This is a genomic window from Candidatus Arcticimaribacter forsetii (genome assembly GCF_910589745.1).
GTDB lineage: Bacteria > Bacteroidota > Bacteroidia > Flavobacteriales > Flavobacteriaceae > Arcticimaribacter > Arcticimaribacter forsetii.
In genome coordinates this window covers 1,673,007-1,694,918 of the sequence record NZ_OU342399.1, presented here as the reverse complement: position 1 = coordinate 1,694,918, position 21,912 = coordinate 1,673,007, and the positions used below count along the sequence as shown (strand labels likewise).

Genomic DNA, 21,912 nt, shown 5'->3' with positions numbered 1-21,912 from the left:
ATTATGAGAGCTGTTATTCAACGAGTTAAACATGCAAAAGTCGAAGTAGATGATCAAGTGGTGGGAGCTATTGATCACGGTCTGGTAGTTCTGCTAGGCATAGAACTGGCAGACACACACGATGATATGACTTGGTTGTTAAAAAAAATAACACAACTGAGAATTTTTTCTGATGCTGATCATGTAATGAATAACTCGTTATTAGATGTTAAAGGAGAATTACTTGTTATTAGTCAGTTCACGTTAATGGCCGCTACAAAAAAAGGGAACAGACCTTCTTATATAAGAGCAGCAAAACATGATCATGCAATTCCACTTTATGAATCTTTCATTGCTGAAGCTGAAAAAATACTTGGAAAAAAAGTATCAACTGGGGTTTTTGGAGCAGATATGCAAGTTACCTTATGTAATGATGGTCCCGTTACACTTCATTTGGATACGAAGAATAAAGAGTAGCTAATATACATTCACTTCTATTTCTAGTTTTATTTCATAGGTTGCCAACACTTTTAATTGGATCTCTTGAGCGAGTGACAAGATTTCTTTTCCAGATGCATTTCCGTGATTAACCAGAACCAAAGCTTGATTTTTATGGACTCCAGCAGCTCCTTTTTTTAAACCTTTATACCCAAGTTGGTCGATGAGCCATCCCGCAGGAATTTTAACTTCTGTATCGCTAACTTTGTAGTGAGGTGTTTTCGGGTTGTGTTTTAATAACTTTTGAAACTCTAATTCCTGGATTACAGGATTTTTAAAGAAACTCCCACTATTTCCAATAACTGCAGGGTCGGGTAATTTACGCTGTCTAATTTTAATTACGGCTTCTGAAATCCCTTTTGGGTCTAACTTTTTTACTTCTTCTTTTAAAGTTCCGTAATCAATAATTAGCTGATGGTTTTTCTTGGTTAAGCGAAATTGTACAGAAGTAATTACAAATGCTCCTTTAAGAGATGTTTTAAAAACAGAGGTGCGATAACCAAATTCAGCTTCTTTTAAATTAAATGTTTTACCAACTCCTGTTTGTTGATTTATAGTGTTACAACTGACAAAAGTATCTTTTAGCTCAACACCATAAGCTCCAATATTTTGTATGGGTGCGGTTCCAACATTCCCCGGAATTAATGAAAGGTTCTCTAACCCACCATATCCTTGGTCTAAGGTCCATAAAACAAATTCATGCCAATTTTCTCCAGCCATAGCTTCGACAATTACATGATTTTCGTCTTCCGAAATTATAGAAATTCCTTTTAGATCAACCTGAATACAAAGTCCTTTTATGTTTTGGGTAAGAAGTAGATTACTTCCCCCTCCTAAAATAAATTTTTGATTAAAGTTGGAATTCAATAATGCGTCACGAAGTTCTCCTTCATCAGATGTACGGATGAAATTTTCGCATAAACACTCCACGCCAAAAGTGTTGTACGCCTTCAATGATTTATTTTTTTCTATGTTTTTCAACTCCTATTTTAGATAGGTGCAAGATAGAAAACTCAAATTAATTGGAATATGCTATTAAAGCTTTTTCTAATATTTCTGCTGAACGTAGTAAGTCTCTTTCGTTGAGAACAAAACCTATTCTTATTTGTTTTTTTCCAAAACCGGGTGTTGAATAAAATCCAGCTGCTGGGGCAAACATTACGGTTTCATTTTCATATCTAAAGTCTGTAAGAAGCCATTTAGCAAATACTTCAGCATCATCAACAGGAAGTTCTGCAATACAGTAAAAAGCTCCTTTGGGATCTGAAACACGTACTCCAGGGATTTTTTTAAGAGCATCAATTAAAGTGTTTTTACGAGCTGTGTATTCTTTTTTTACTTCATTTAAATAAGAAACATCAGAGTTTATTGCTGCTTCACTAGCCATTAAAGCATATGTTGCAGGCGATAATCGTAGATGAGCAAATTTAAGTGCATTTTTAATTAATGCTTTATTTCTAGTTACCATACATCCAACGCGTGCACCACAAAGACTATATCTTTTTGATACAGAATCAATCATTACTGCATGATCATTAAGCTTTTCAGATTGTAAAACGGAATAGTGTTTCGTATGATCGTCATGAATAAATTCTCGATAAACTTCATCAACAATCAAGAAGATGTCATATTTAAGAGCTAAGTCACCTAGTGCTTCTATTTCTTTCTTAGAGTAAAGATATCCAGTAGGATTGCTCGGATTACAAATTAAAATCCCCTTTGTTTTATTGGTTACTTTTGATTCAATCTCTTCAATTGCGGGTAAACAAAATTGATCTTCAAACAAAGAAACAACCGGTATTACATTAATACTGGAAGCTGCTGCAAAACCACTGTAGTTTGCATAAAACGGTTCTGGGATAATAATTTCATCTCCAGCGTCACATATACTATTTAAAGTAAAAGCAACCGCTTCACTTGCTCCTGTAGTTGCAATTATCGATTCCGGATTAACATCTATATCATTCTTAGAATAATAAGAACAGAGAGATTTTCTAAATTTTAACGAACCTTCTGAAGATCCATAAGGAAGAAGTTTTAAGTCACTTTTTTGAATTATATCAGAACATTCTTCTGGTGCTGCAATGTCAGGTTGCCCAATGTTTAGATGGTAAATATGCACACCTTTAGCTTTTGCTTGATCAGCAAAATGTACTAACTTTCTAATAGGTGATTCCGGGAGGTTTATTACTTTATCTGATAAAACAGGCATGACTTAATTTAATAAGTGCTAATATCTAAAAAAAAACACGTTTCTAGTTGATAAGAATGTTTTTTTAAATTAAAATATGAATTCTGTTTTATATAAAACTATTTTTTCGAATTATTCCTTTATTCTGTCGAATCGGCTACTTTACCTTTTATCTTTAAGGAAACTATAGGAGTAGCTGTAGCGTTAGAATTAACCGTAATCGTTTTTCTTATAGGACCGAGACGATTCGTATCATATTTTACTTGAATTTCTCCTTTTTCACCTGGTGCAATTGGTGCTTCAGGTTTTTTTGGAATTGTACACCCACAAGAAGAATAAACTTTAGATATTTCAAGAGGGGAATCTCCCGTATTTGTAAATGTAAATACACGAATTCCATTACTTCCTTTTAATATTTCACCATAATCGACTACTGTAGATTCGAATTCGATGTTTGGGCCTTCAGATTGGGAAAATCCATTAAAGCTAGAAACCAAGAATAAACTTAATAGAACTAAGATTTTTTTCATTTTTTCATGTTATAGGTTATCACTAATATACATAATTTATCTTCATATAATAAAAGATGACAAAAGTGTACTGTTTCCTTTTGAAATCCCTTGAAGAAAATTACTTTTGTATAGTTAACAAAAATCAGACCATTTATGTCAATTTCCTCAAAATTTGAAGCTTCAACTGTTGAACAAAAATGGTACGACTACTGGCTTGAAAATAAATATTTTGCCTCTACTCCAGATGATCGACCAGCATATTCTATAGTAATACCTCCTCCTAATGTTACGGGTATTTTACATATGGGTCATATGCTTAATGTGTCTTTACAGGATATTTTAATCCGAAGAGCAAGAATGCAAGGTTTCAATGCATGTTGGGTTCCTGGAACCGATCATGCCTCTATTGCAACTGAAGCTAAAGTAGTTGCACGATTAAAAGAACAAGGGATTGATAAAAATGATTTGTCAAGAGAAGAGTTCCTAAAGCATGCATGGGAATGGACCGATGAGTATGGAGGACATATTTTAAATCAACTTCAAAAGCTAGGTGCTTCTTGTGACTGGGATAGAACCAAGTTTACTCTTGATGATGACATGTCAGAATCTGTAATTCAGGTTTTTGTTGATTTATTCAATAAAGGTCTTATTTACAGAGGTTATCGAATGGTTAATTGGGACCCAGAAGCCCAAACAACGTTATCTGATGAAGAGGTTATATTCGAAGAAAAACCAGGGTTTTTGTACCATATTGCCTATGAAGTAGAGGGTGTTGATGAGCCAATCATTATAGCAACAACTCGGCCGGAAACTATTTTTGGAGATACTGCAATTTGTATTCACCCAGAAGATGAACGTTATTCACATTTAAAAGGGAAAAAAGCCAAAGTACCCATTGCAAACCGTTGGATTCCTATTATCGAGGATGACTATGTAGATACAGAATTTGGGACTGGTTGTTTAAAGGTTACTCCGGCACATGATATGAACGATAAAAACCTTGGAGATAAACATAATCTTGAGGTAATAGATATCTTCAATGCTGATGCTACATTAAATGCACATGGTTTGCATTATGAATCACAAGACCGTTTTATTGTTCGAAAAGCAATATCTAAAGAGCTAGATGATTTAGGGGTACTCTTAAAAAAAGAGGAACATGCGCACAATGTTGGAACTTCCGAACGGACTAAAGCAGTCATTGAACCAAGATTATCTGACCAATGGTTTCTAAAAATGGAACAACTTGCAGAGCCAGCTATTAAGGCAGTTCTTGAATCTGAAGAAGTAGCATTGGTGCCTGCAAAATTCAAAAATACTTACCGTCACTGGATGGAAAACATAAGAGATTGGAATATATCTCGCCAGCTATGGTGGGGACAACAGATTCCAGCTTATTATTATGGAAATCAATCCGATGATTTTGTTGTTGAAACTTCTCCAGAAAAGGCTCTAGAGCTGGCTAAAACCAAATCTGGAAATCCAGATTTAAAATTATCAGATTTAAAACAAGATAACGATGTATTGGATACATGGTTTTCCTCTTGGTTATGGCCTATATCTGTTTTCGATGGTATTAGAAATCCTGAAAATGAAGAAGTAAATTATTATTACCCAACCAAGGATCTTGTTACCGGTCCAGATATTTTATTTTTCTGGGTTGCACGTATGATTATTTCAGGTTATGAATATAGAAAAGAGAGACCTTTTTCTAAAGTATACCTTACTGGTCTTGTACGAGATAAACAGGGTAGGAAAATGTCTAAGCAGTTAGGTAATTCTCCTGATGCTTTGAAGTTAATTGAGGATTTTGGAGCAGATGCAGTTCGAGTTGGACTTATGTTAAGTTCTGCAGCTGGGAACGATTTGCTTTTTGACGAAAGTTTATGCCAACAAGGGAAAAATTTTTCTAATAAAATATGGAATGCCTATCGCCTAATTGAAGGTTGGGAGGTAGATGAGTCTAGAGCTTTTTCAGTTGTAAACAAAGAGGCTCTTCATTGGTACAGTCAAAAATTCCAACAGTCGCTAGAATTGATTAATGATCATTTTGAAAAGTATAGAATTTCTGACGCTCTTATGACTTCTTACAAGTTAATCTGGGATGATTTCTGTTCTTGGTTATTAGAAGCAATTAAACCAGCTTATGGTGATCCAATTGACGGACAGACTTATCGTGAAGTTCGAGCTCTATTTGAAGAAAATTTAAAATTATTACATCCTTTTATGCCCTTCTTAACGGAAGAACTATGGCAGGATATGGAAATTCGTTCTAAAGAGGAGGCTCTCATTGTAAGTAAATGGCCAGAGGTCCAAGAGTTTGAAGTAGACCAAATCAGACATTTTGATGAAACAAAAGCTATAATTGGCGGTATAAGAAATTTCAGAAAAGAAAAAGAGCTCGGGTTTAAAGAAACATTATCACTTCAAGTAATTGGTTCCTCTGATCGAATACCTTTTGAAAGCTTAGTTCAGAAAATGGGACAATTAACAGAAATAAGTTATGTTGAGGTTGCTCCAGATCAAACGGGGGGTTCTTTTAGAGCTAATAACTTAGAGTTTTTTATTCCATTAGAAGGTAAAATAGACCTTGAAAAAGAACGTTTAAAGTTAGAAGAAGAGCTTAAGTATGCTAACGGATTCTTGATGTCCGTTCAGAAAAAACTATCTAATGAGCGATTTGTTTCAAATGCTCCGGAACAAGTTTTAGCAAATGAGAGAAAAAAGGAAGCTGATGCTTTGGAGAAAATTGAAGTGATTAAGAAAAGTTTATCATCACTTTAATTTAATTGTCTATTTACTTGCAACAATATCGATACCTCCTTTAACAACTTGGTTTAATTCTACATTGATTTTAGTTCCAATTGGAAGGTATAAATCTACACGAGATCCGAATTTTATAAACCCTGCGTCTGTACCTTGAACTACTTCTTGTCCTTCTTGTGCATAGTTAACAATTCTTCGTGCGAGTGCACCAGCTATTTGTCGATATAATATTGCACCAAAAGTTTTGTTTTCAAGTACAATCGAGGTTCGTTCATTTTCTTCAGAAGCTTTAGGATGCCAAGCAACTAGGTATTTTCCAGGATGATATTTGCTAAAAAGAACCTTTCCACTCATTGCATATCGAGTAACATGAACATTTATTGGTGACATAAAAATAGAGACCATTAACCGCTGATCTTTAAAATATTCTTTTTCGAATACTTCTTCAATGACAACAACTTTACCATCTACAGGAGCAATTATATGATCTGGATTTATGGTTGTATTTCTTTTAGGGTTTCTAAAGAATTGTAGAACAATAATTAAAAAACCTAAAGCAATTATTTGGATTGCAAGCTTTAACCATTCAATTGAAATAAAATAATCTGAACCGATAGCAATACCCGCAGTGAATAAAAAAGTAAAGACTATTATAAAGAAACCTTCTTTGTGAAACATTATATGAATTTTAAAAGTAAATAATAAAATGGTGCTACAAATATAACACTATCCATTCGGTCATAAAAACCTCCATGGCCTGGGATTAAACTTCCGCTGTCTTTAACCTTTGCAATTCTTTTGAAATAGGATTGAATAAAATCTCCAAGAGTTGCTAAAATAGGTATTGAAAAAGCAAAAAGAATCCAATGCCAATTTGCTCTAAACACAATAATGTAATCAGATGTGAAATAGTTTAGTATAATTGTTACAAGCATTCCACCAAAGAATCCTTCCCATGATTTTTTTGGAGAAATTGAAGGTAATAATTTATGTTTTCCAAAATTAGTTCCAAATAAATACGCAAATGAATTGTTTGTCCAAATAGAAAAGTAGAGCAGTGCTAGTGCCCATGGATTATATTCGACTCCTGAAAAACCAGATCTGCTAATGAAGTAAGAGGATAGCGAAAGGTATCCTACACTTAAAATTAATTTTAGCGGATAGCTATAACTTAGTTTTTTTGAGGAAAATAAAAGTATAATCAATAATAGGTTAATAGCCATAGCAACATGATCCAGTATTCCATTGGTATATAAAGAAGTATAACCTAGATAACTGTATGTGCTAAGCGTTAAAAAGCTTAAAATTGGAAGAATACTCGTAAATCGAATCAATCTTTGAAATTCCCAAAGCGCTAGACAGGAAAATAACCCGATTACTATTGTGATTGCAAGCGGGGATAAAAATATTGCGCCAACAATAATACCTGCGTATAATATTCCTGAAATCGCACGAATTTGAATTTCTTTCATTTAAGAATCTTCTTGAACTATTAAATATAAGTTTTTAGTACTACTCCCGTAAGATAGAAAATCTTCTTCCTTGTTTGGGTCAAAAGCATTCAACGTTGTTATGTTTGATGGTAAATCTTCTTTATAACGAGTGTTAATCATACTCATTGCTTCACTTACATCTGTAACAAATTGAGCAGCACTTGCTAGTATTATTAAGTTTTCAGGTAGTTCATCTAATTTATGATGCGCAATCTGATGACTACAGATGAGTATAGAGCCTTTGTTTGCAATCAAGTATTCACATCCTAAGATTTGAGTTTTAGTGGAGTTACTTTTATTGTTTTTCGATATTTTAAAAAAACTGTTCAGACTGGTTGATTCGCAATTTAGATCATTTAAACTCCAACCATTTTCTGCTAGTATTTGATTAAAATAACTTAGGGTCTGTTTTGTATTTTCACTAAAAATGAATTTCCCACCTTTGTCAGTGAAGTTTCTTGCAAACTCAATCTCCTTTGGATCTTTTTTCTTTTTTAAGTAAGGACTTTTCTCGCTTTTGAGCTCTTCCTTTTTAGATCCAAAAAATTTGCTAAATATACCCACAGGGATTTAAATTATTCAGTTGCTGATTCGTCTTTTTTTTCCTTTTCAATTTCAACTTCAGTATCCTTTTTATCGAAAGGGCGTTCACCTAGAATATTTAAAAGATCATCTTTAAAAAGAACTTCTTTTTCGAGTAAACGTTCTGCTAGGGTAGTAAGTTTGTCTTCATTGTCTTTTACTAGTTTGATAGCTCTTTCGTATTGCCCTTCGATTAATTTAGATATTTCTTTATCAATTTTTTGAGCGGTATCTTCAGAGTAAGGCTTCGAAAAGTTGTAATCAGACTGTCCGGTTGAATCGTAGTATGTTATATTTCCCAACTCTTCGTTGAGTCCATATACAGTTACCATTGCTTTAGCTTGTCTTGTTACTTTTTCTAAATCACTTAAAGCACCTGTTGATATCTTATTGAAGACTACTTTCTCAGCTGCTCTACCTCCTAGGGTTGCACACATTTCATCAAGCATTTGCTCCGTACGAACAATCATACGTTCTTCTGGAAGATACCAAGCAGCTCCTAAAGATTGTCCTCTTGGAACAATAGTAACTTTTACTAAAGGCGCAGCATGTTCTAAAAACCAACTTGTCATCGCATGACCAGCTTCATGGAATGCAATGGTTCTTTTTTCACCTGGAGTGATAATTTTATTTTTCTTTTCAAGACCTCCAACGATTCGATCTACTGCATCTAAAAAGTCTTGTTTACCTACAGATTTTTTGTTTTTACGTGCTGCTATAAGTGCAGCTTCATTACAAACATTTGCGATGTCAGCTCCAGAAAAACCTGGTGTTTGTTTTGAAAGAAAATCTATGTCAAGTGTTTTTGTTGTTTTTAAAGGTGCGATATGAACAGCAAATATTTCTTTACGTTCTCGAACATCCGGAAGATCAACATAAATTTGTCTGTCAAAACGTCCAGCTCTCATAAGTGCTTTGTCTAAAACATCTGCTCTGTTTGTAGCGGCTAATACTATAACATTAGTGTTGGTTCCAAAACCATCCATTTCAGTTAATAACTGGTTTAGGGTGTTTTCTCTTTCATCGTTCGACCCGGTCATATTACTTTTTCCACGGGCTCTACCAATCGCATCAATTTCATCAATAAAAATAATCGCTGGTGATTTTTCCTTAGCTTGTTTAAATAGATCTCGAACACGAGAAGCTCCTACACCAACAAACATTTCAACAAAGTCAGAACCTGATAAAGAGAAGAAAGGAACTTTTGCTTCTCCTGCAACTGCTTTTGCTAATAAAGTTTTTCCAGTTCCTGGCTGTCCTACCAATAAAGCGCCTTTTGGAATTTTACCCCCAAGTACCGTATATTTTTGTGGGTTTTTTAAAAAGTCAACAATTTCTTGAATCTCTTCTTTTGCACCTTCCAGTCCAGCAACATCTTTAAATGTTGTTTTGATGTCTGTTTTTTCGTCAAATAGTTTCGCTTTTGATTTTCCGATATTAAAAATCTGACTTCCGCCACCGGCTCCTCCGCCACCAGACATACGGCGCATTAAGAAAATCCAAACTCCTACTATTAATAATATTGGAAGAAAGCTCAAGAATACATCCATCCACTTATTCTCTATGGTTGTGAAATCATATCTAAAAACAATACCATTGCTTTCAGCTTTTTCTAATTTTCTTTGAAAAAGCTCTAGATTTCCAACTTCGAATTGATAATGAGGTCCTTTAATATTTTCTTGACCAAATAAATTTTTAGATTTCGCGATTGCATGTACTTGTTTGTCAAGTGCAGTTTCGGTTAACGAAACTTTAGCTAAATTTTTATTGTACACAACAACCTCTGCTACATCTCCAGCGTTTAAGTAACTTTCAAATTCAGAAATATTTGTTTTTCTGAGCGATTGTGAACTTCCGTCGCCAATCATACTAACTGCTAATAATCCAACAATTACTATTCCGTATACCCAGTAGGTATTAAATTTTGGTTTTTTTATTGGGTTTTCTTTTGCCATAATTTATTTATTCGTTTGAGCCTATTACTGTAATTTCTGCATCTCCCCATAGTTCTTCAATGTTATAATGCTCTCTAACTTCTCTTTGAAACACATGAACCACAACATCAATATAATCCATTAAAACCCATTCTGAGTTATCTAAACCTTCTGTATGGAAAGGTTTTTCATGTATTGCTTTACTTACAACTTTTTGAATCGATCCTACAAGTGCGGAAACATGCGTATTAGAAGTTCCTGTGCAAACTATAAAATAGTCACAAACCGTGTTTTCTATATTTCTTAAATCGAGGAGTTGGACTTCTTGGCCTTTTACTTCATCTATGCCTAAGATAATCTGTGCTATCAAATTGTCAGCACTATTGTAAGCTTTTGTCATCAAATTGTTTTCTTTTGTACAAATTTATTATATTCTTGGGAGACACTAGCGAATTACCATGCCATATTTTAAAATAATCAAAATTGATGCCACCGACTCTACAAACGTGCTAATGAGGCAAAGATATTTGTCAAACTTATGTGAAGATGGAGAGGTGCTTTCAGCTACCTCTCAAATTAAGGGACGTGGACAGCATAATTCTGTCTGGAAATCAGAGACTGGAAAAAACCTGACTTTCAGTGTTTATAGAGATTTCAAGAACTTTTCCATAAAAAATCCATTTCTAATTAGCTGCCTTGTTTCCTTGTCTGTTAAGACCGCTTTAGAATCGTTCTCTTTAAAAAAAATTAAAGTAAAATGGCCAAACGACATAATGTCACATGACAAGAAGTTGTGCGGGTTGCTCATCGAGAATATTTTTAAAGGGTCCCACTTAAGTTCAAGTATTATTGGCATAGGACTGAATGTAAATCAGAAAGTTTTTAAAGATTTACCTAATGCTTCCTCAATGTATGGGATTTCTGGTCAAAGTTTTGATTTAGATGAGGTTCTAAATTCCTGTTTAGTTACTTTGAATTCTACATTACAACTCCTTGAAAAATCAGATAAAGAAATTATTAAGTTGTACGAGAAATCACTCTACAGGATGAATAAACCCAGCACTTTTAAAGCTAATGGAATTCTTTTTACCGGGGTAATCAAAGGAGTTAATAGAGAAGGACTTCTTAAAGTTCAAGTCGAAGATGAAAAAATAGTTCTTTACAACTTAAAGTCCATTAAACTATTGAACTAAGCATTCCAAGTAGAAGGACTTTTTCTCCAATTCACTAAAGTTTCTTGTTGTTCCTTTTTAATAGTTTCTGTTGCGGTTGCATGTTCTATTAAGTGGTTGTAATCACTTAAAGTGTAAAGTTCAACTTCTGCTTCTTTGAAATTTTGCTCAGCAACTTCAAATCCATAGGAGAACAAAGCAATCATTCCGAGGACTTTTATGCCGTCTGCTTTTATAGCTTTAACAGCGTTTAAGCTGCTCATACCAGTACTTATTAAATCCTCGATTACAACAACAGATTGACCTTCTTGAACTACACCTTCAATTTGATTTTGACGTCCGTGTTTTTTTGGTTCTGGACGAACATAAACAAAGGGAAGATTTAATTTTTGTGCTACTAGTGCACCAATTCCAATGGCTCCCGTAGCAACACCTGCAATTGTAACATTATCCCCATATAATTCTGTAACCTGCTGAGCAATAGCATTTGTTAAATAATCACGAACGGTAGGGTAGGATAACGCCAATCGATTGTCGCAATAAATTGGAGACTTCCATCCGCTTGCCCACGTAAATGGATTTTTTGGTTTCAATTTTATTGCATTAATTTGTAGTAAATGAGCAGCCGTTTCAAAGGCAATTTTTTCGTTGTAAATCATACGCAAATGTATAAAGTATTTTTCAATCAGAAACCAATTTTTTTAACAACTGAGTTTGTTAATCAAACAGAAAGTTCACCCGTTCTTTTTGTGAAATTTTCTTCTGCAGAAAATATTCTTAAAGCAATTAAGTCAAAGAAAATAGAATCTTTGTACTTATACCACCAAGATGAGGATAAGCTTTGGATGCATTTTCTCCGATGTTTTCCAGTGGTAGAAGCCGCTGGAGGTTTAGTTCGGCATGAGGACGAACGCATACTTTTTATTTTTAGAAATAAAAAATGGGATTTACCAAAAGGCAGGATAGAAAAAAATGAGGCAATAAAAACAGCCGCAATAAGAGAGGTGGAAGAAGAAACCGGAGCAGAGGATTTAGAAATTATTAAACCTTTAATTCAAACCTTTCATATTTTCACAAGACATGGAAAGTATAAATTAAAAAAGACCTATTGGTTTGAGATGAAAACAGCATCAACCAAAAAGCTTACTCCACAAGCAAACGAGGGAATAGAAGAAGCAGTTTGGGTTTCAGAAAGTGAAGTGCCTTCTAAATTCAAAAACGCCTACGAAAACATAAAACAGGTGTACGCTGAATTTAAGAATTAGAAACAAATTCGGGCACTAAATGGGAATAGTCGCCATGGTTTTGAATAACTTCTCTTACAATACTACTGCTTATAAAAGAGGTTCCCGTAGAGGTTAACAAAAATATTGTTTCTATATTTGAGAGGCTTCTATTGGTATGTGCTATTGCTTTTTCGAATTCAAAATCTGCTGGATTTCTCAGTCCACGTAAAATAAAAGAGGCTTTAATTCGCTCACAAAAATTAACGGTTAATCCTTCGTATGTTTTAACAGTAATTTTTGGTTCATTTTCAAATGTTTTTTCAATAAAACTTTTTCGTTTTTCTAAAGAAAACATATAATTCTTATTCGAATTAATTCCTATGGAAATTACAATTTCATCAAATAAAGGAAGTGCACGTTGAATAATATCTACATGTCCGTTTGTTATGGGATCAAATGATCCAGGGAAAATTGCTCTTCTCATTGCTCAACTACTTTTGTTAGTTAAAGATATTCATTTTTTTTCAGTGCCTGTTTAATTAATTCCTCTAAGAAATCAATTAAAGAAATACCATCTGCTTCAAGTTGTTGTGGAATTAAACTTTGAAGTGTCATGCCTGGAATTGTATTAACTTCTAAGAGATGAGGAATCCCATCTTCGAAAATAAATTCACTTCTAGTAACCCCTTCAAGATCCATTTTGAGGTATATTTTTTTTGATAACTCAACAATAGCTTTTGTCCAAGAATCTGGAATTTTAGCAGGAGTAATTTCCTTGGATTTTCCATTGTATTTGGCATCATAATCAAAGAAATCATTTTCACTTATTATTTCTGTAATTGGTAAAACTTTAATTTCTTCTTTCCATTTTAAAACACCAACACTAACTTCTCTTCCGTTTAATGCTGCTTCAATTAAAACTTGATTGTCTTCTTCAAACGCTTTATTAATTGCAGGCTCAAGGTCTTCAATTTTATACACTTTATACACTCCAAAACTACTTCCCGCTCTGTTTGCTTTAACAAAACAAGGAAGTCCAACTGCTTTTTCAATTGTTTTGGTCTCGTAACGATCTCCTTTGTCAAGGGTATAAAAACGTGCTGTTGGAATATTTAAAGCGCGAGCAACTGCAAGGCAGTCTCTTTTGTTATATGTTAAAGCAGAGGTGTAACTAGAACAACTGGTTTGGGGGATTTTAAGTAACTCAAGCATCCCAGCAAGTTGTCCATTTTCTCCTGGTGCACCATGAATCATGTTTATGATAACATCAAAAGTGATGAGCCTCCCTTCTTTAGTGAAAGAAAAATTAGCCTTATTGATTTCGAATGTATTATTGGAAGCGTCTGAAACAGACCAGTCCGTTTTCGAAATATGAATTTTATATACTTCGTAAGAGCTGTTTACAAGGGTATTAAAAACTGTATTACCACTTTTTTTAGAAATGTCGTGTTCAGAAGTGAACCCTCCCCAAGCAATCCCAACTACTGTATTCATTTGTTTAGCTTTATTGAAATTCTAAAATAAGAATTTAATATGTTACTAGAACAAAGGTAATTGTTTTCAATCGTTCAAAACAAGAGGGATTTATTATCTTTACCACATATAAAAATCAAAATGAATTTTTTACGTTTCCTTTTCAGCAAAATCTTCTTCAAACAATTGTTTATTGCAGCTATAATTGCTGTTGTTTTTGTAGGTATAAGCTTTTGGGGTTTAAATATTTATACGAAACACGGAGATCGAATTCAGGTTCCAGACGTAGAGACCCTTACTTTGGAGTCTGTTGCTACATATTTAGAACAAAACGAACTCCGATACCAAGTTTTGGATTCTGCTAAATTTAACCCATCATATCCTCCTTTTTCAGTAATAGAACAGTATCCATTCGCCGGTTCTGATGTAAAAAAAGGGAGAACAATATATTTAACTGTAAACCCTTCAGGATACAGAAAATTGAGTGTCCCCAATGTAATTCAAATAACAAAAAGAAATGCCGAAACACGACTTACCTCCGTTGGCTTTCAATTAGGAGAAGTTACCTATCGAAATAACATAGGAAAGGATATGGTGCTCGAAATTCGTCATAAAGGAAATAAAATTGAGCCCGGAGTAATACTACCCAAAACATCAAAAATAGACTTAGTCTTAGGAAATGGAAAACGATAATTTAGAGCCTGAATTTCAAGAAGAACAGGTGTTGCATGAACACTTTTCTTTTACTGCAGACCCGGGACAAGAACCACTAAGGGTGGATAAATACTTAATGAATCGAGTAGAAAATGCAACACGTAATAAAATTCAAAATGCAGCTAAAGAAGGAAGTATTTTTGTAAATGACGTGGTTGTTCGTTCGAGTTATAAAGTAAAAGGGGGAGATACAGTTCGAGTTTTATTTGGACATCCACCTTACGAAAATTTATTAGTAGCAGAAGATTTACCTCTGGATGTAGTTTACGAAGACGACAGTTTGATTATTGTAAATAAAGCAGCCGGAATGGTAGTTCATCCTGGTCATGGAAACTATTCAGGTACTTTAATAAATGCTTTAATGTTTCATTTTGATAATTTACCTCAAAATGATCAACAAAGACCTGGTTTAGTTCATCGAATAGACAAAGATACTTCTGGTCTTTTGGTTGTTGCAAAAACAGAAACTGCTTTGACTCATTTATCTAAACAGTTTTTTGATAAAACTTCAGAGCGTAAATACTTTGCTTTGGTTTGGGGGGATGTAAAAGAGGATACGGGAACAATTGAAGGTCACATTGGACGCCACCCTAGAAATAGACTTCAAATGACTGTTTTTGAAGAGGGTGATGCTGGAAAGCATGCGGTTACTCATTACAAAGTCCTGGAACGTTTAGGATATGTTACTTTTTTAGAGTGTCAACTCGAAACCGGTAGAACACATCAAATCCGCGCCCACATGAAACATATTGGTCATACTCTTTTTAATGATGAACGTTATGGAGGAGATTCAATTCTAAAAGGAACAAGTTTTACAAAATACAAACAGTTTGTAGATAATTGTTTTAAACTAATACCACGCCAAGCTTTACATGCAAAAACTTTAGGTTTTGAACATCCTGTTACCGGAGAATGGATGCAGTTCGATTCAGAGATCCCACAGGACATGCAGTTAGCTTTAGAAAAGTGGCGTCAATATGCTGTGCATAAAAATTTATAATGAAGCTATAGGAAGGAGAAATTGAATAAGGTTTCAATTTTAAATTATACTTCTTAATTTAGATTAAAATTGTTGGACTATGAAAATGATAATTTCACCTGCGAAATCTCTTAATTTTGAAAAGGAACTTCCTACCTCAATTGCTACTCAACCTGCTTTTATATCAGATTCAGAGCGAATTAATAAATTATTAAAGAAAAAATCAGTTTCTAGTTTAGGAAGTTTAATGGGCATTTCAGAAAAATTATCCCAGCTAAACTGGGAACGTAATCAAGCTTTTGAACTTCCATTCACAGCTATAAATGCACGCCCTGCAGTCTACACATTTGATGGCGATGTGTATACCGGTTTAGATGTGTTTACACTAGATCCCAATAAAATTGAAGCGTTACAGGACCAATTACGAATTTTATCAGGCTTATATGGAATTTTAAAACCACTGGATTTAATTCAAGCCTATCGTTTAGAGATGGGCACTAAATTTCCTATTGGTACAAAGAAAAATTTACCTGATTTTTGGAAATCAAAAGTAACACAAAGCTTAAACGAGGAGCTTAAGAAAGGGGAACTCTTTGTCAATCTAGCAAGTAATGAATATTTTGCTGCTATAGATACTAAATCATTAGAAGCAGAAGTGGTTACTCCTCACTTTAAAGATTTTAAAAACGGAAAACTTAAAATTATTTCCTTCTTTGCAAAAAAGGCAAGAGGAATGATGGTTCGTTATATCTTAGATAACAACTGCGAAACATTATCCGATATAGAAGGATTTAATTTAGACGGATATCAGTTTAGTAAGGAGCATACTCAAAACGAATTGCAGCCTGTTTTTATCCGATAGTTTGTCTAGGATAAATTAAAAAAACGATCTGTTTCGAATTATAAGCTTACTTTAACGTAAAAGTATAGCCATGTGGTTTCACCAACACCCTTATGCACCTTTTATTCCAGAAAAAACAACTCGATTGATTGTTGGCACGTTACCTCCTCCGAGGTTTTCAAAGGGAAATTTAAATGATCAAGATGTTGATTTCTGTTATGGCAGTAGTCAGGGTATGCTTTGGAAAATATGGGATATTATTTATGACTTAAATCTTGTTTTTGAAAATACAACATACGCAATAGAGCAACGTAAAGCCTTTTTAATACAGGAAAAATTTGGGATTTGCGATATTGTAGATGGAGCTTATCGAGATAAAATTGACGCCAGTGATCTTGGAATTAAAGATCCAAAATTACGCGATATACTTTCGGTTTTAAAAAATCACCCTAAAGTTGACACTCTGATTTTTACAGGAGGTAATAGTAAGAATGGACCTGAATATTTTATGCGTAAAGTGCTCAAAAAAGCTAAAATTCAATTGGATTGTTTAGATGATGAAATTCCAAGAAAACATAGATTCGTTTGTGAAGGAAGAACCATTACTACCTATTCATTAACTGCACCTTCTGGTACTGCAAATAGAGCTATCGGCAGTATGCAAGTATACAAAGAAGCTAAGAAGCTAGATCCTTTATATAATACCCTTGATTTTCGAGTAGAGCAGTACAGATCTGTTTTTATGAAAAGTAAGCATTAAAGCTCAAGTTCTTTATTTTTTAAGAAAATATTTTTTAATATTAATCCTTTAATATTCTGTAAAACATAATTTTAAGTTTACCTTACTTGAAATATTATTTATCAAATATTACTTCCTTTCGTTGACTTCATTTAATTGTTAAGACTTATTGAATAAGTCTTAATCTTATTTTGATTTATGAAATTCTAATGACCAACTTAATGCCTGGTTGCTAGCAAAAAAATCAATCATAATAATTTTAATCTTACGTTTTACAAATCTCATTAGTTTGTAATATGTTTCAATTTATAAATTATGACTTTTTTAAAAATGGGTGTTATTGGAACTTCAAAAAAAGAAGACGAAAGACGATTTCCAATTCATCCAGAACATCTCTCTAGACTTCCTGAAAACATACGAAAACAGTTAATTTTTGAAAAAGGTTATGGAAACTCTTTTCATATTTCAGATCAAGAAATTTCTGAATTAACAGGAGGAATAGCCACTCGAAGTGAAATTTTAAGAGATATTGGAGATGTTATTATCGCTAAGCCAGTTTTAGCGGATTTGGAGGAGCTTAAAACGGGAGGTATTATTTGGGGGTACCCTCATTGTGCTCAACAAAAAGAAATTACTCAAATTGCAATAGACAAAAAATTGACTTTGATTGCATTTGAAGATATGTATATGTGGAGCTCTAATGGTCAAAAAAGAAGACATACGTTTTATAAAAATAATGAAATAGCGGGGTATAGCGCAGTAATTCATGCGCTCCAGTTAAAAGGTATTGATGGACATTATGGAAATCAACGTAAAGTGTTGATTTTTAGCTTTGGCGCTGTGAGTAGAGGGGCTATTTATGCTTTAAAAGCCCATGGTTATCGGGATATCACTATATGTGTTCAACGCACAGATGAAGAGGTTAGGGAAGAGGTCTTAGATGTGCATTATAATAGAATTAGAAAAGGAAAGGAAAATGAGGCCCGAATGATTGTGGTAGAGCATGATGGCTCAGAGCGACCTTTATTGGAACTGATCAATGAGTCCGAAATTATTATTAATGGGACGTATCAGAATACCGATGACCCTATTGATTACGTTAAAGAAGAAGAAAAGGGAATGTTAAAGTCAAGAACACTTATTATTGACGTTAGCTGTGATGAAGGAATGGGATTTTATTTTGCGAAGCCTACTTCATTTAAAAATCCAATGATTTCTATAGATGACATTGATTATTATGCGGTAGACCATACTCCGAGCTATTATTGGGAAAGTTCTTCAAGATCTTTATCTGCTGCGTTAATTCCACATTTGCCTTCAGTTGTGGAAGGAAGAGAGTCTTGGAAAAAAAATAAAACAATATCTAATGCTATCAATGTAGACCAAGGGATTGTTTTAAAAAATAGTATTTTAAGTTTTCAAAACCGGAGTAAAGAATACCCTCATAATTTACTTGAATAACTCAATTAAATTTTGTTTTGTAATTCGGATTTTTCCTGCTTTATGTTTTAACTTCGATTCAATTCAGCTATCAATACGCATGGGAAAGTTAGATTTTAATTTAAATCTAAAGTGTAATTATCCTCAAAGATTAATTTGATTTGTTTATGAATATCTGAATCATTAAATAAAGCTTCAGACATTTTTAAATAAAGTTTCACAAATCTTTCCTTTTCTAGTAGATCCCCAAAAATATCAGAAATCCTAAGGAAACTAATAGAGTCTTTTTCAAAACCACTTGCCGCATGATGTAACTCCTCTTTACGAGCGTCAAGTATTTCAATTTCATTTGCTTTATTATCAACCTCTTTAGCACTGTAATATCCCCAAACGGATAGAATGAAAGTTGCATATTTAATACTTCCTCCTGTTTCTAAATTTTCAAGAAGTGTAGGAATCAAAAACTTAGGAAGTTTAGCCGAACTTTCTGAACAAATTCTGCTAACACCATCTTTTATGTTTGGGTTTGAGAAACGATCTTCTAAATTGTTTTTGTATTCGGTTAAATTGATGCCCTGAACCTCGTCAAGAATAGGAGTTACTTCTTGGTCCATAAATTCACGCATAAATCGAGCAATGATTTTATCCTCCATACAGGCATTAATGGTGGCGTGACCATGAACGGCTCCTGGGATTCCTAGAGTTGAGTGACCAGCATTAAGCAAACGGATTTTCATTTTCTCATAGGGTGTAACATCCGGGACAAATTGGACACCAAGTTTTTCTAAGGGAGGTCTTCCATTAGAAAAACGATCTTCAATTACCCATTGTATATAAGGTTCACAGACAATCGGCCATGCGTCTTTTATACTGTATTTGTTTTGTAAAAATTCAATTGCTGATTTAGGTGTAACAGGTGTTATTCTATCTACCATTGAATTTGGAAAACAAACCTCATTAGCGATCCAATCCGCAAGTGTCGGATCTTGTTTTTGAGCAAAAGATAAAAGCATTTTACGTGCTACATCTCCATTGTGTTGGATGTTGTCACAGGATAAAATTGTAAAAGCAGGAGTGCCTTTAGCTTTTCTTTTTCTGAGAGCCGCTGTTAAATATCCAAATACTGTTTTAGGTTGATTATGATTTTTAAGTTCTTGTTGAATTTCAGGGTTTTCAAAGTCAAAGTCACCGGTATTGGGATTAAAATTGTATCCTCCTTCTGTAATCGTTAACGAAACAATTTTAGTGTCTGGATGTGCCATTTTGTCAATAGCGATTTGAGGTGTTTCAAAAGCAAAAATAAAGTCTACTATAGATCCAATTACTTCATAGCCTTCCTTTCCATTAGGGTGTTGAGTTATAAGTGTATATAGTCCATCTTGTTCTTTTAAGACCTGAGCAATTTTTTGGTCTCCGGCTCTTAAACCAATACCACAAATTCCCCAGTCTGAATTATCAGAATCGCAAAGTAATTGATGCATATAATATGCCTGATGCGAACGATGAAAACCACCTACGCCGACATGAATAATTCCTGTTTTAATTGATTTCCTATCGTATTTTGGAATCCCAAGTTGAGGTTCTAGAGAATGAATGCTTTGCTGATTGAGTTGAATTAAATCCATCGATTTTTATTTAATATTTAAAGCCTTTCCTCGGTGCATTGCCCAATAAGCAGTAACAAAATATACCAGTGTACATACAAATCCGATCTGATAAAAAGCATCTCTGTTTATTAGGTAAGTATTTTCATCTGGGCTATTAAATAATGTTTTAAAAGCTAAGAACAGGGTAATGCCAAGTGCTAGGTATGCACTAATTCTTAAAAGTTTAGTCATTAAACTATGATCTCTAATTACTTCAGGCTGCTCTTTTTCTAATTTTTCATGATATTCATCAACCGCCAAATTATATTCTTCTTCTTTTTTTACTTCTTCAGGATATTGTTCCTTAGCTCCGAATTTACCTGCTAATAGAGTGTAAGCAAGGATAGTGAAAAACCATGTAGGTATAAAAAGATAGTAGAAAGACATTACGTCGAGTGCATTTAGTCCAAAGCCAAAAATTAAACCTAAAGCCCATGATAGAACTGCAGGAGAGCTATTTTTATAATTTTGATATTTTGACCAATATCGTGTATATCCAATTTTAGGGAATAGTTGATGTTCAGCAAAAACTATTGCTCCTACAGGAACTACAATTAAACCTGCATAGGTCAATAGGGGTAGAATTTGTGAAAACACAAATGGGAAACAAGCAACTATGACCATCGCTATTCCAACAACTACAGTTGTTTTTCTCCTAGATTGATTGGAGTAAATTGCTTGAGCTGCTAATCCAGCTCTATATAAATTGGTAATTGCAGTTGTCCAACCTGCAACAATTACAATAACAAACCCAGACCATCCAAGTGCGTAGAAAGCAACATCTCCTGGATCGAGTTCAATAATCGATTTTCCAAGAATAACAGCAGTTCCAGCTCCCATAATTCCGGCTGCAATCCAAGCGATGTAATGACCAAAAAGCATTCCAGTACTTGTTGCTAAACCATAGGATTTTTTCTTAGCAAAACGCAATAAGGCCATATCAATTAAGCCAAAATGAGTAATCGTATTTGCTGCCCATCCAAAACCGATTACTTCTACTAAACCAATTCCTGGATCGCCGTCGCTATTGATTCCAGTCCAAATCGATTGATTTCCAATGCTTACAAAATCGTTCCAGTCACTCGGAATTGTTACTCCCAATACATCAAGAGAAAGAGCTGGCATTAAAACAACAGCTCCACAAATAAACATGGTAAATAGCCAAGGAGCACAAATTCCCGAAAAATCTGAGACTGCTTTAAATCCATAAATCGCTACGAAAACAACAAACATCCCAACGAGTAATACTATAAGAATGAACCATATATTTGTCGGATACCAGTCAAGTTGAGCTGGAATGTTAAATGCAAAACGTACTGCAGTTGAGGAAACTGTAACCATAGCAGCTGAGATGACTGTAAAGATTAAAACATTAGCCCAATTGTATAATTTAGACATCGAGTCTCCAGCTATTTTATTAAGGTAGGTATAAAGACTCAAACGCGTTTCTACGGCAATAGGGGAAGTGATTAAAGTCCAACTCAATACTGCTAAAACATTCCCTATGAGTAACCCTAGTATAATGTCCATGGTCTTTGCTCCTAAAGCAACAAAGGTTGCTCCAATTACAAACTCTGTTGCAGCTACATGTTCCGCAGCATATAAACCAGCAAAATGAGTCCAATTATGTAATTTATGTTTTGGAACTGGTAGCTGTTCTTCGTTTATTTTTTCGAATTGAGTGTGTGTAAATTCTTTCATTTAGGTTGAATGACTTTGTAAATTAA

General features: G+C 34.0%; 22 protein-coding genes. 9 read left to right on the top strand and 13 right to left on the bottom strand.

Features of this window, described 5'->3' with window-relative positions; translation table 11 throughout:
* Positions 1 to 3 precede the first annotated feature (3 nt).
* Positions 4 to 456 carry a D-aminoacyl-tRNA deacylase gene (dtd, locus tag NG655_RS07800; protein ID WP_252158761.1) on the top strand — a complete coding sequence of 151 codons (453 nt, stop codon included), beginning with the start codon at positions 4 to 6 and terminating at the stop codon, positions 454 to 456.
* Here dtd and murB read toward each other — a convergent pair whose 3' ends face one another.
* The 3 genes from murB to NG655_RS07785 form a co-directional block, all read right to left on the bottom strand.
* Complete coding sequence (gene murB, locus NG655_RS07795; RefSeq protein WP_252158760.1) at positions 457 to 1,458, bottom strand: UDP-N-acetylmuramate dehydrogenase; 1,002 nt, start codon at positions 1,456 to 1,458, stop codon at positions 457 to 459. It abuts the gene before it with no gap.
* A gap of 37 nt (positions 1,459 to 1,495) precedes the next feature.
* A complete protein-coding gene (locus tag NG655_RS07790) occupies positions 1,496 to 2,689 on the bottom strand; it encodes a pyridoxal phosphate-dependent aminotransferase (RefSeq protein WP_252158759.1) in 1,194 nt (397 codons plus the stop codon).
* Positions 2,690 to 2,808: 119 nt separating this feature from the next.
* Complete coding sequence (locus NG655_RS07785; RefSeq protein WP_252158758.1) at positions 2,809 to 3,198, bottom strand: DUF1573 domain-containing protein; 390 nt, start codon at positions 3,196 to 3,198, stop codon at positions 2,809 to 2,811.
* Positions 3,199 to 3,333: 135 nt separating this feature from the next.
* Here NG655_RS07785 and NG655_RS07780 point away from each other — a divergent pair, with 135 nt between their 5' ends.
* A complete protein-coding gene (locus NG655_RS07780) occupies positions 3,334 to 5,964 on the top strand; it encodes a valine--tRNA ligase (RefSeq protein ID WP_252158757.1) in 2,631 nt (876 codons plus the stop codon).
* Between the two features lie 9 nt (positions 5,965 to 5,973).
* Here NG655_RS07780 and NG655_RS07775 read toward each other — a convergent pair whose 3' ends face one another.
* The 5 genes from NG655_RS07775 to rsfS are packed head-to-tail and all read right to left on the bottom strand — an operon-like array spanning position 5,974 to position 10,355.
* Complete coding sequence (locus NG655_RS07775; protein ID WP_252158756.1) at positions 5,974 to 6,624, bottom strand: phosphatidylserine decarboxylase family protein; 651 nt, start codon at positions 6,622 to 6,624, stop codon at positions 5,974 to 5,976.
* Positions 6,624 to 7,418, bottom strand: a complete 795-nt coding sequence (locus tag NG655_RS07770; protein ID WP_252158755.1) for a phosphatidate cytidylyltransferase — start codon at positions 7,416 to 7,418, stop codon at positions 6,624 to 6,626. The genes NG655_RS07775 and NG655_RS07770 overlap by 1 nt, the downstream gene beginning before the upstream one ends.
* On the bottom strand, positions 7,419 to 8,003 hold the full coding sequence (locus NG655_RS07765) for an LUD domain-containing protein (protein ID WP_252158754.1): 585 nt from the start codon (positions 8,001 to 8,003) through the stop codon (positions 7,419 to 7,421).
* Positions 8,004 to 8,014: 11 nt separating this feature from the next.
* Complete coding sequence (gene ftsH / locus NG655_RS07760; protein ID WP_252158753.1) at positions 8,015 to 9,976, bottom strand: ATP-dependent zinc metalloprotease FtsH; 1,962 nt, start codon at positions 9,974 to 9,976, stop codon at positions 8,015 to 8,017.
* A 7-nt stretch (positions 9,977 to 9,983) separates the two neighbouring features.
* Positions 9,984 to 10,355: a ribosome silencing factor gene (rsfS, locus tag NG655_RS07755; RefSeq protein ID WP_252158752.1), complete on the bottom strand. Its 372-nt coding sequence runs from the start codon at positions 10,353 to 10,355 to the stop codon at positions 9,984 to 9,986.
* A gap of 58 nt (positions 10,356 to 10,413) precedes the next feature.
* On the opposite strand from rsfS, the gene NG655_RS07750 reads away from it, so the two are divergent.
* A complete protein-coding gene (locus NG655_RS07750) occupies positions 10,414 to 11,148 on the top strand; it encodes a biotin--[acetyl-CoA-carboxylase] ligase (protein WP_272876369.1) in 735 nt (244 codons plus the stop codon).
* Here NG655_RS07750 and pyrE read toward each other — a convergent pair.
* Entirely contained in the window at positions 11,145 to 11,786 is a 642-nt protein-coding gene (gene pyrE / locus NG655_RS07745; protein ID WP_252158750.1) for an orotate phosphoribosyltransferase, read from the bottom strand. The genes NG655_RS07750 and pyrE overlap by 4 nt on opposite strands.
* A 6-nt stretch (positions 11,787 to 11,792) precedes the next feature.
* Between pyrE and NG655_RS07740 the strand changes: the two genes are divergently transcribed.
* Positions 11,793 to 12,392, top strand: coding sequence for an NUDIX hydrolase (locus NG655_RS07740; RefSeq protein ID WP_252158749.1), 600 nt, complete (start codon positions 11,793 to 11,795; stop codon positions 12,390 to 12,392).
* Here the strand turns inward: NG655_RS07740 and coaD are convergent.
* Together coaD and NG655_RS07730 are read right to left on the bottom strand one after the other, a co-directional pair.
* Positions 12,382 to 12,837 carry a pantetheine-phosphate adenylyltransferase gene (gene coaD / locus NG655_RS07735; RefSeq protein ID WP_252158748.1) on the bottom strand — a complete coding sequence of 152 codons (456 nt, stop codon included), beginning with the start codon at positions 12,835 to 12,837 and terminating at the stop codon, positions 12,382 to 12,384. The genes NG655_RS07740 and coaD overlap by 11 nt on opposite strands.
* Positions 12,838 to 12,857: 20 nt before the next feature.
* On the bottom strand, positions 12,858 to 13,847 hold the full coding sequence (locus NG655_RS07730) for a D-alanine--D-alanine ligase (RefSeq protein WP_252158747.1): 990 nt from the start codon (positions 13,845 to 13,847) through the stop codon (positions 12,858 to 12,860).
* 120 nt (positions 13,848 to 13,967) lie between these two features.
* On the opposite strand from NG655_RS07730, the gene NG655_RS07725 reads away from it, so the two are divergent.
* The 5 genes from NG655_RS07725 (at position 13,968) to NG655_RS07705 (ending at position 18,560) form a co-directional block, all read left to right on the top strand.
* On the top strand, positions 13,968 to 14,519 hold the full coding sequence (locus tag NG655_RS07725) for a PASTA domain-containing protein (RefSeq protein ID WP_252158746.1): 552 nt from the start codon (positions 13,968 to 13,970) through the stop codon (positions 14,517 to 14,519).
* On the top strand, positions 14,506 to 15,540 hold the full coding sequence (locus NG655_RS07720) for an RluA family pseudouridine synthase (protein WP_252158745.1): 1,035 nt from the start codon (positions 14,506 to 14,508) through the stop codon (positions 15,538 to 15,540). Before NG655_RS07725 ends, NG655_RS07720 begins: the two co-directional genes overlap by 14 nt.
* A 79-nt stretch (positions 15,541 to 15,619) precedes the next feature.
* Complete coding sequence (gene yaaA, locus NG655_RS07715; protein ID WP_252158744.1) at positions 15,620 to 16,381, top strand: peroxide stress protein YaaA; 762 nt, start codon at positions 15,620 to 15,622, stop codon at positions 16,379 to 16,381.
* A gap of 70 nt (positions 16,382 to 16,451) precedes the next feature.
* Complete coding sequence (locus NG655_RS07710; RefSeq protein ID WP_252158743.1) at positions 16,452 to 17,120, top strand: uracil-DNA glycosylase family protein; 669 nt, start codon at positions 16,452 to 16,454, stop codon at positions 17,118 to 17,120.
* 294 nt (positions 17,121 to 17,414) lie between these two features.
* A complete protein-coding gene (locus NG655_RS07705; RefSeq protein ID WP_252158742.1) occupies positions 17,415 to 18,560 on the top strand; it encodes a N(5)-(carboxyethyl)ornithine synthase in 1,146 nt (381 codons plus the stop codon).
* Positions 18,561 to 18,655: 95 nt separating this feature from the next.
* Here the strand turns inward: NG655_RS07705 and NG655_RS07700 are convergent, their stop codons facing one another.
* The gene (locus NG655_RS07700) at positions 18,656 to 20,164 is read right to left on the bottom strand and encodes a mannitol dehydrogenase family protein (protein ID WP_252158741.1); all 1,509 of its coding nucleotides are present in this window, start codon (positions 20,162 to 20,164) and stop codon (positions 18,656 to 18,658) included.
* 6 nt (positions 20,165 to 20,170) lie between these two features.
* Positions 20,171 to 21,886, bottom strand: coding sequence for a purine-cytosine permease family protein (locus tag NG655_RS07695; protein ID WP_252158740.1), 1,716 nt, complete (start codon positions 21,884 to 21,886; stop codon positions 20,171 to 20,173).
* Between the last annotated feature and the right edge of the window lie 26 nt (positions 21,887 to 21,912).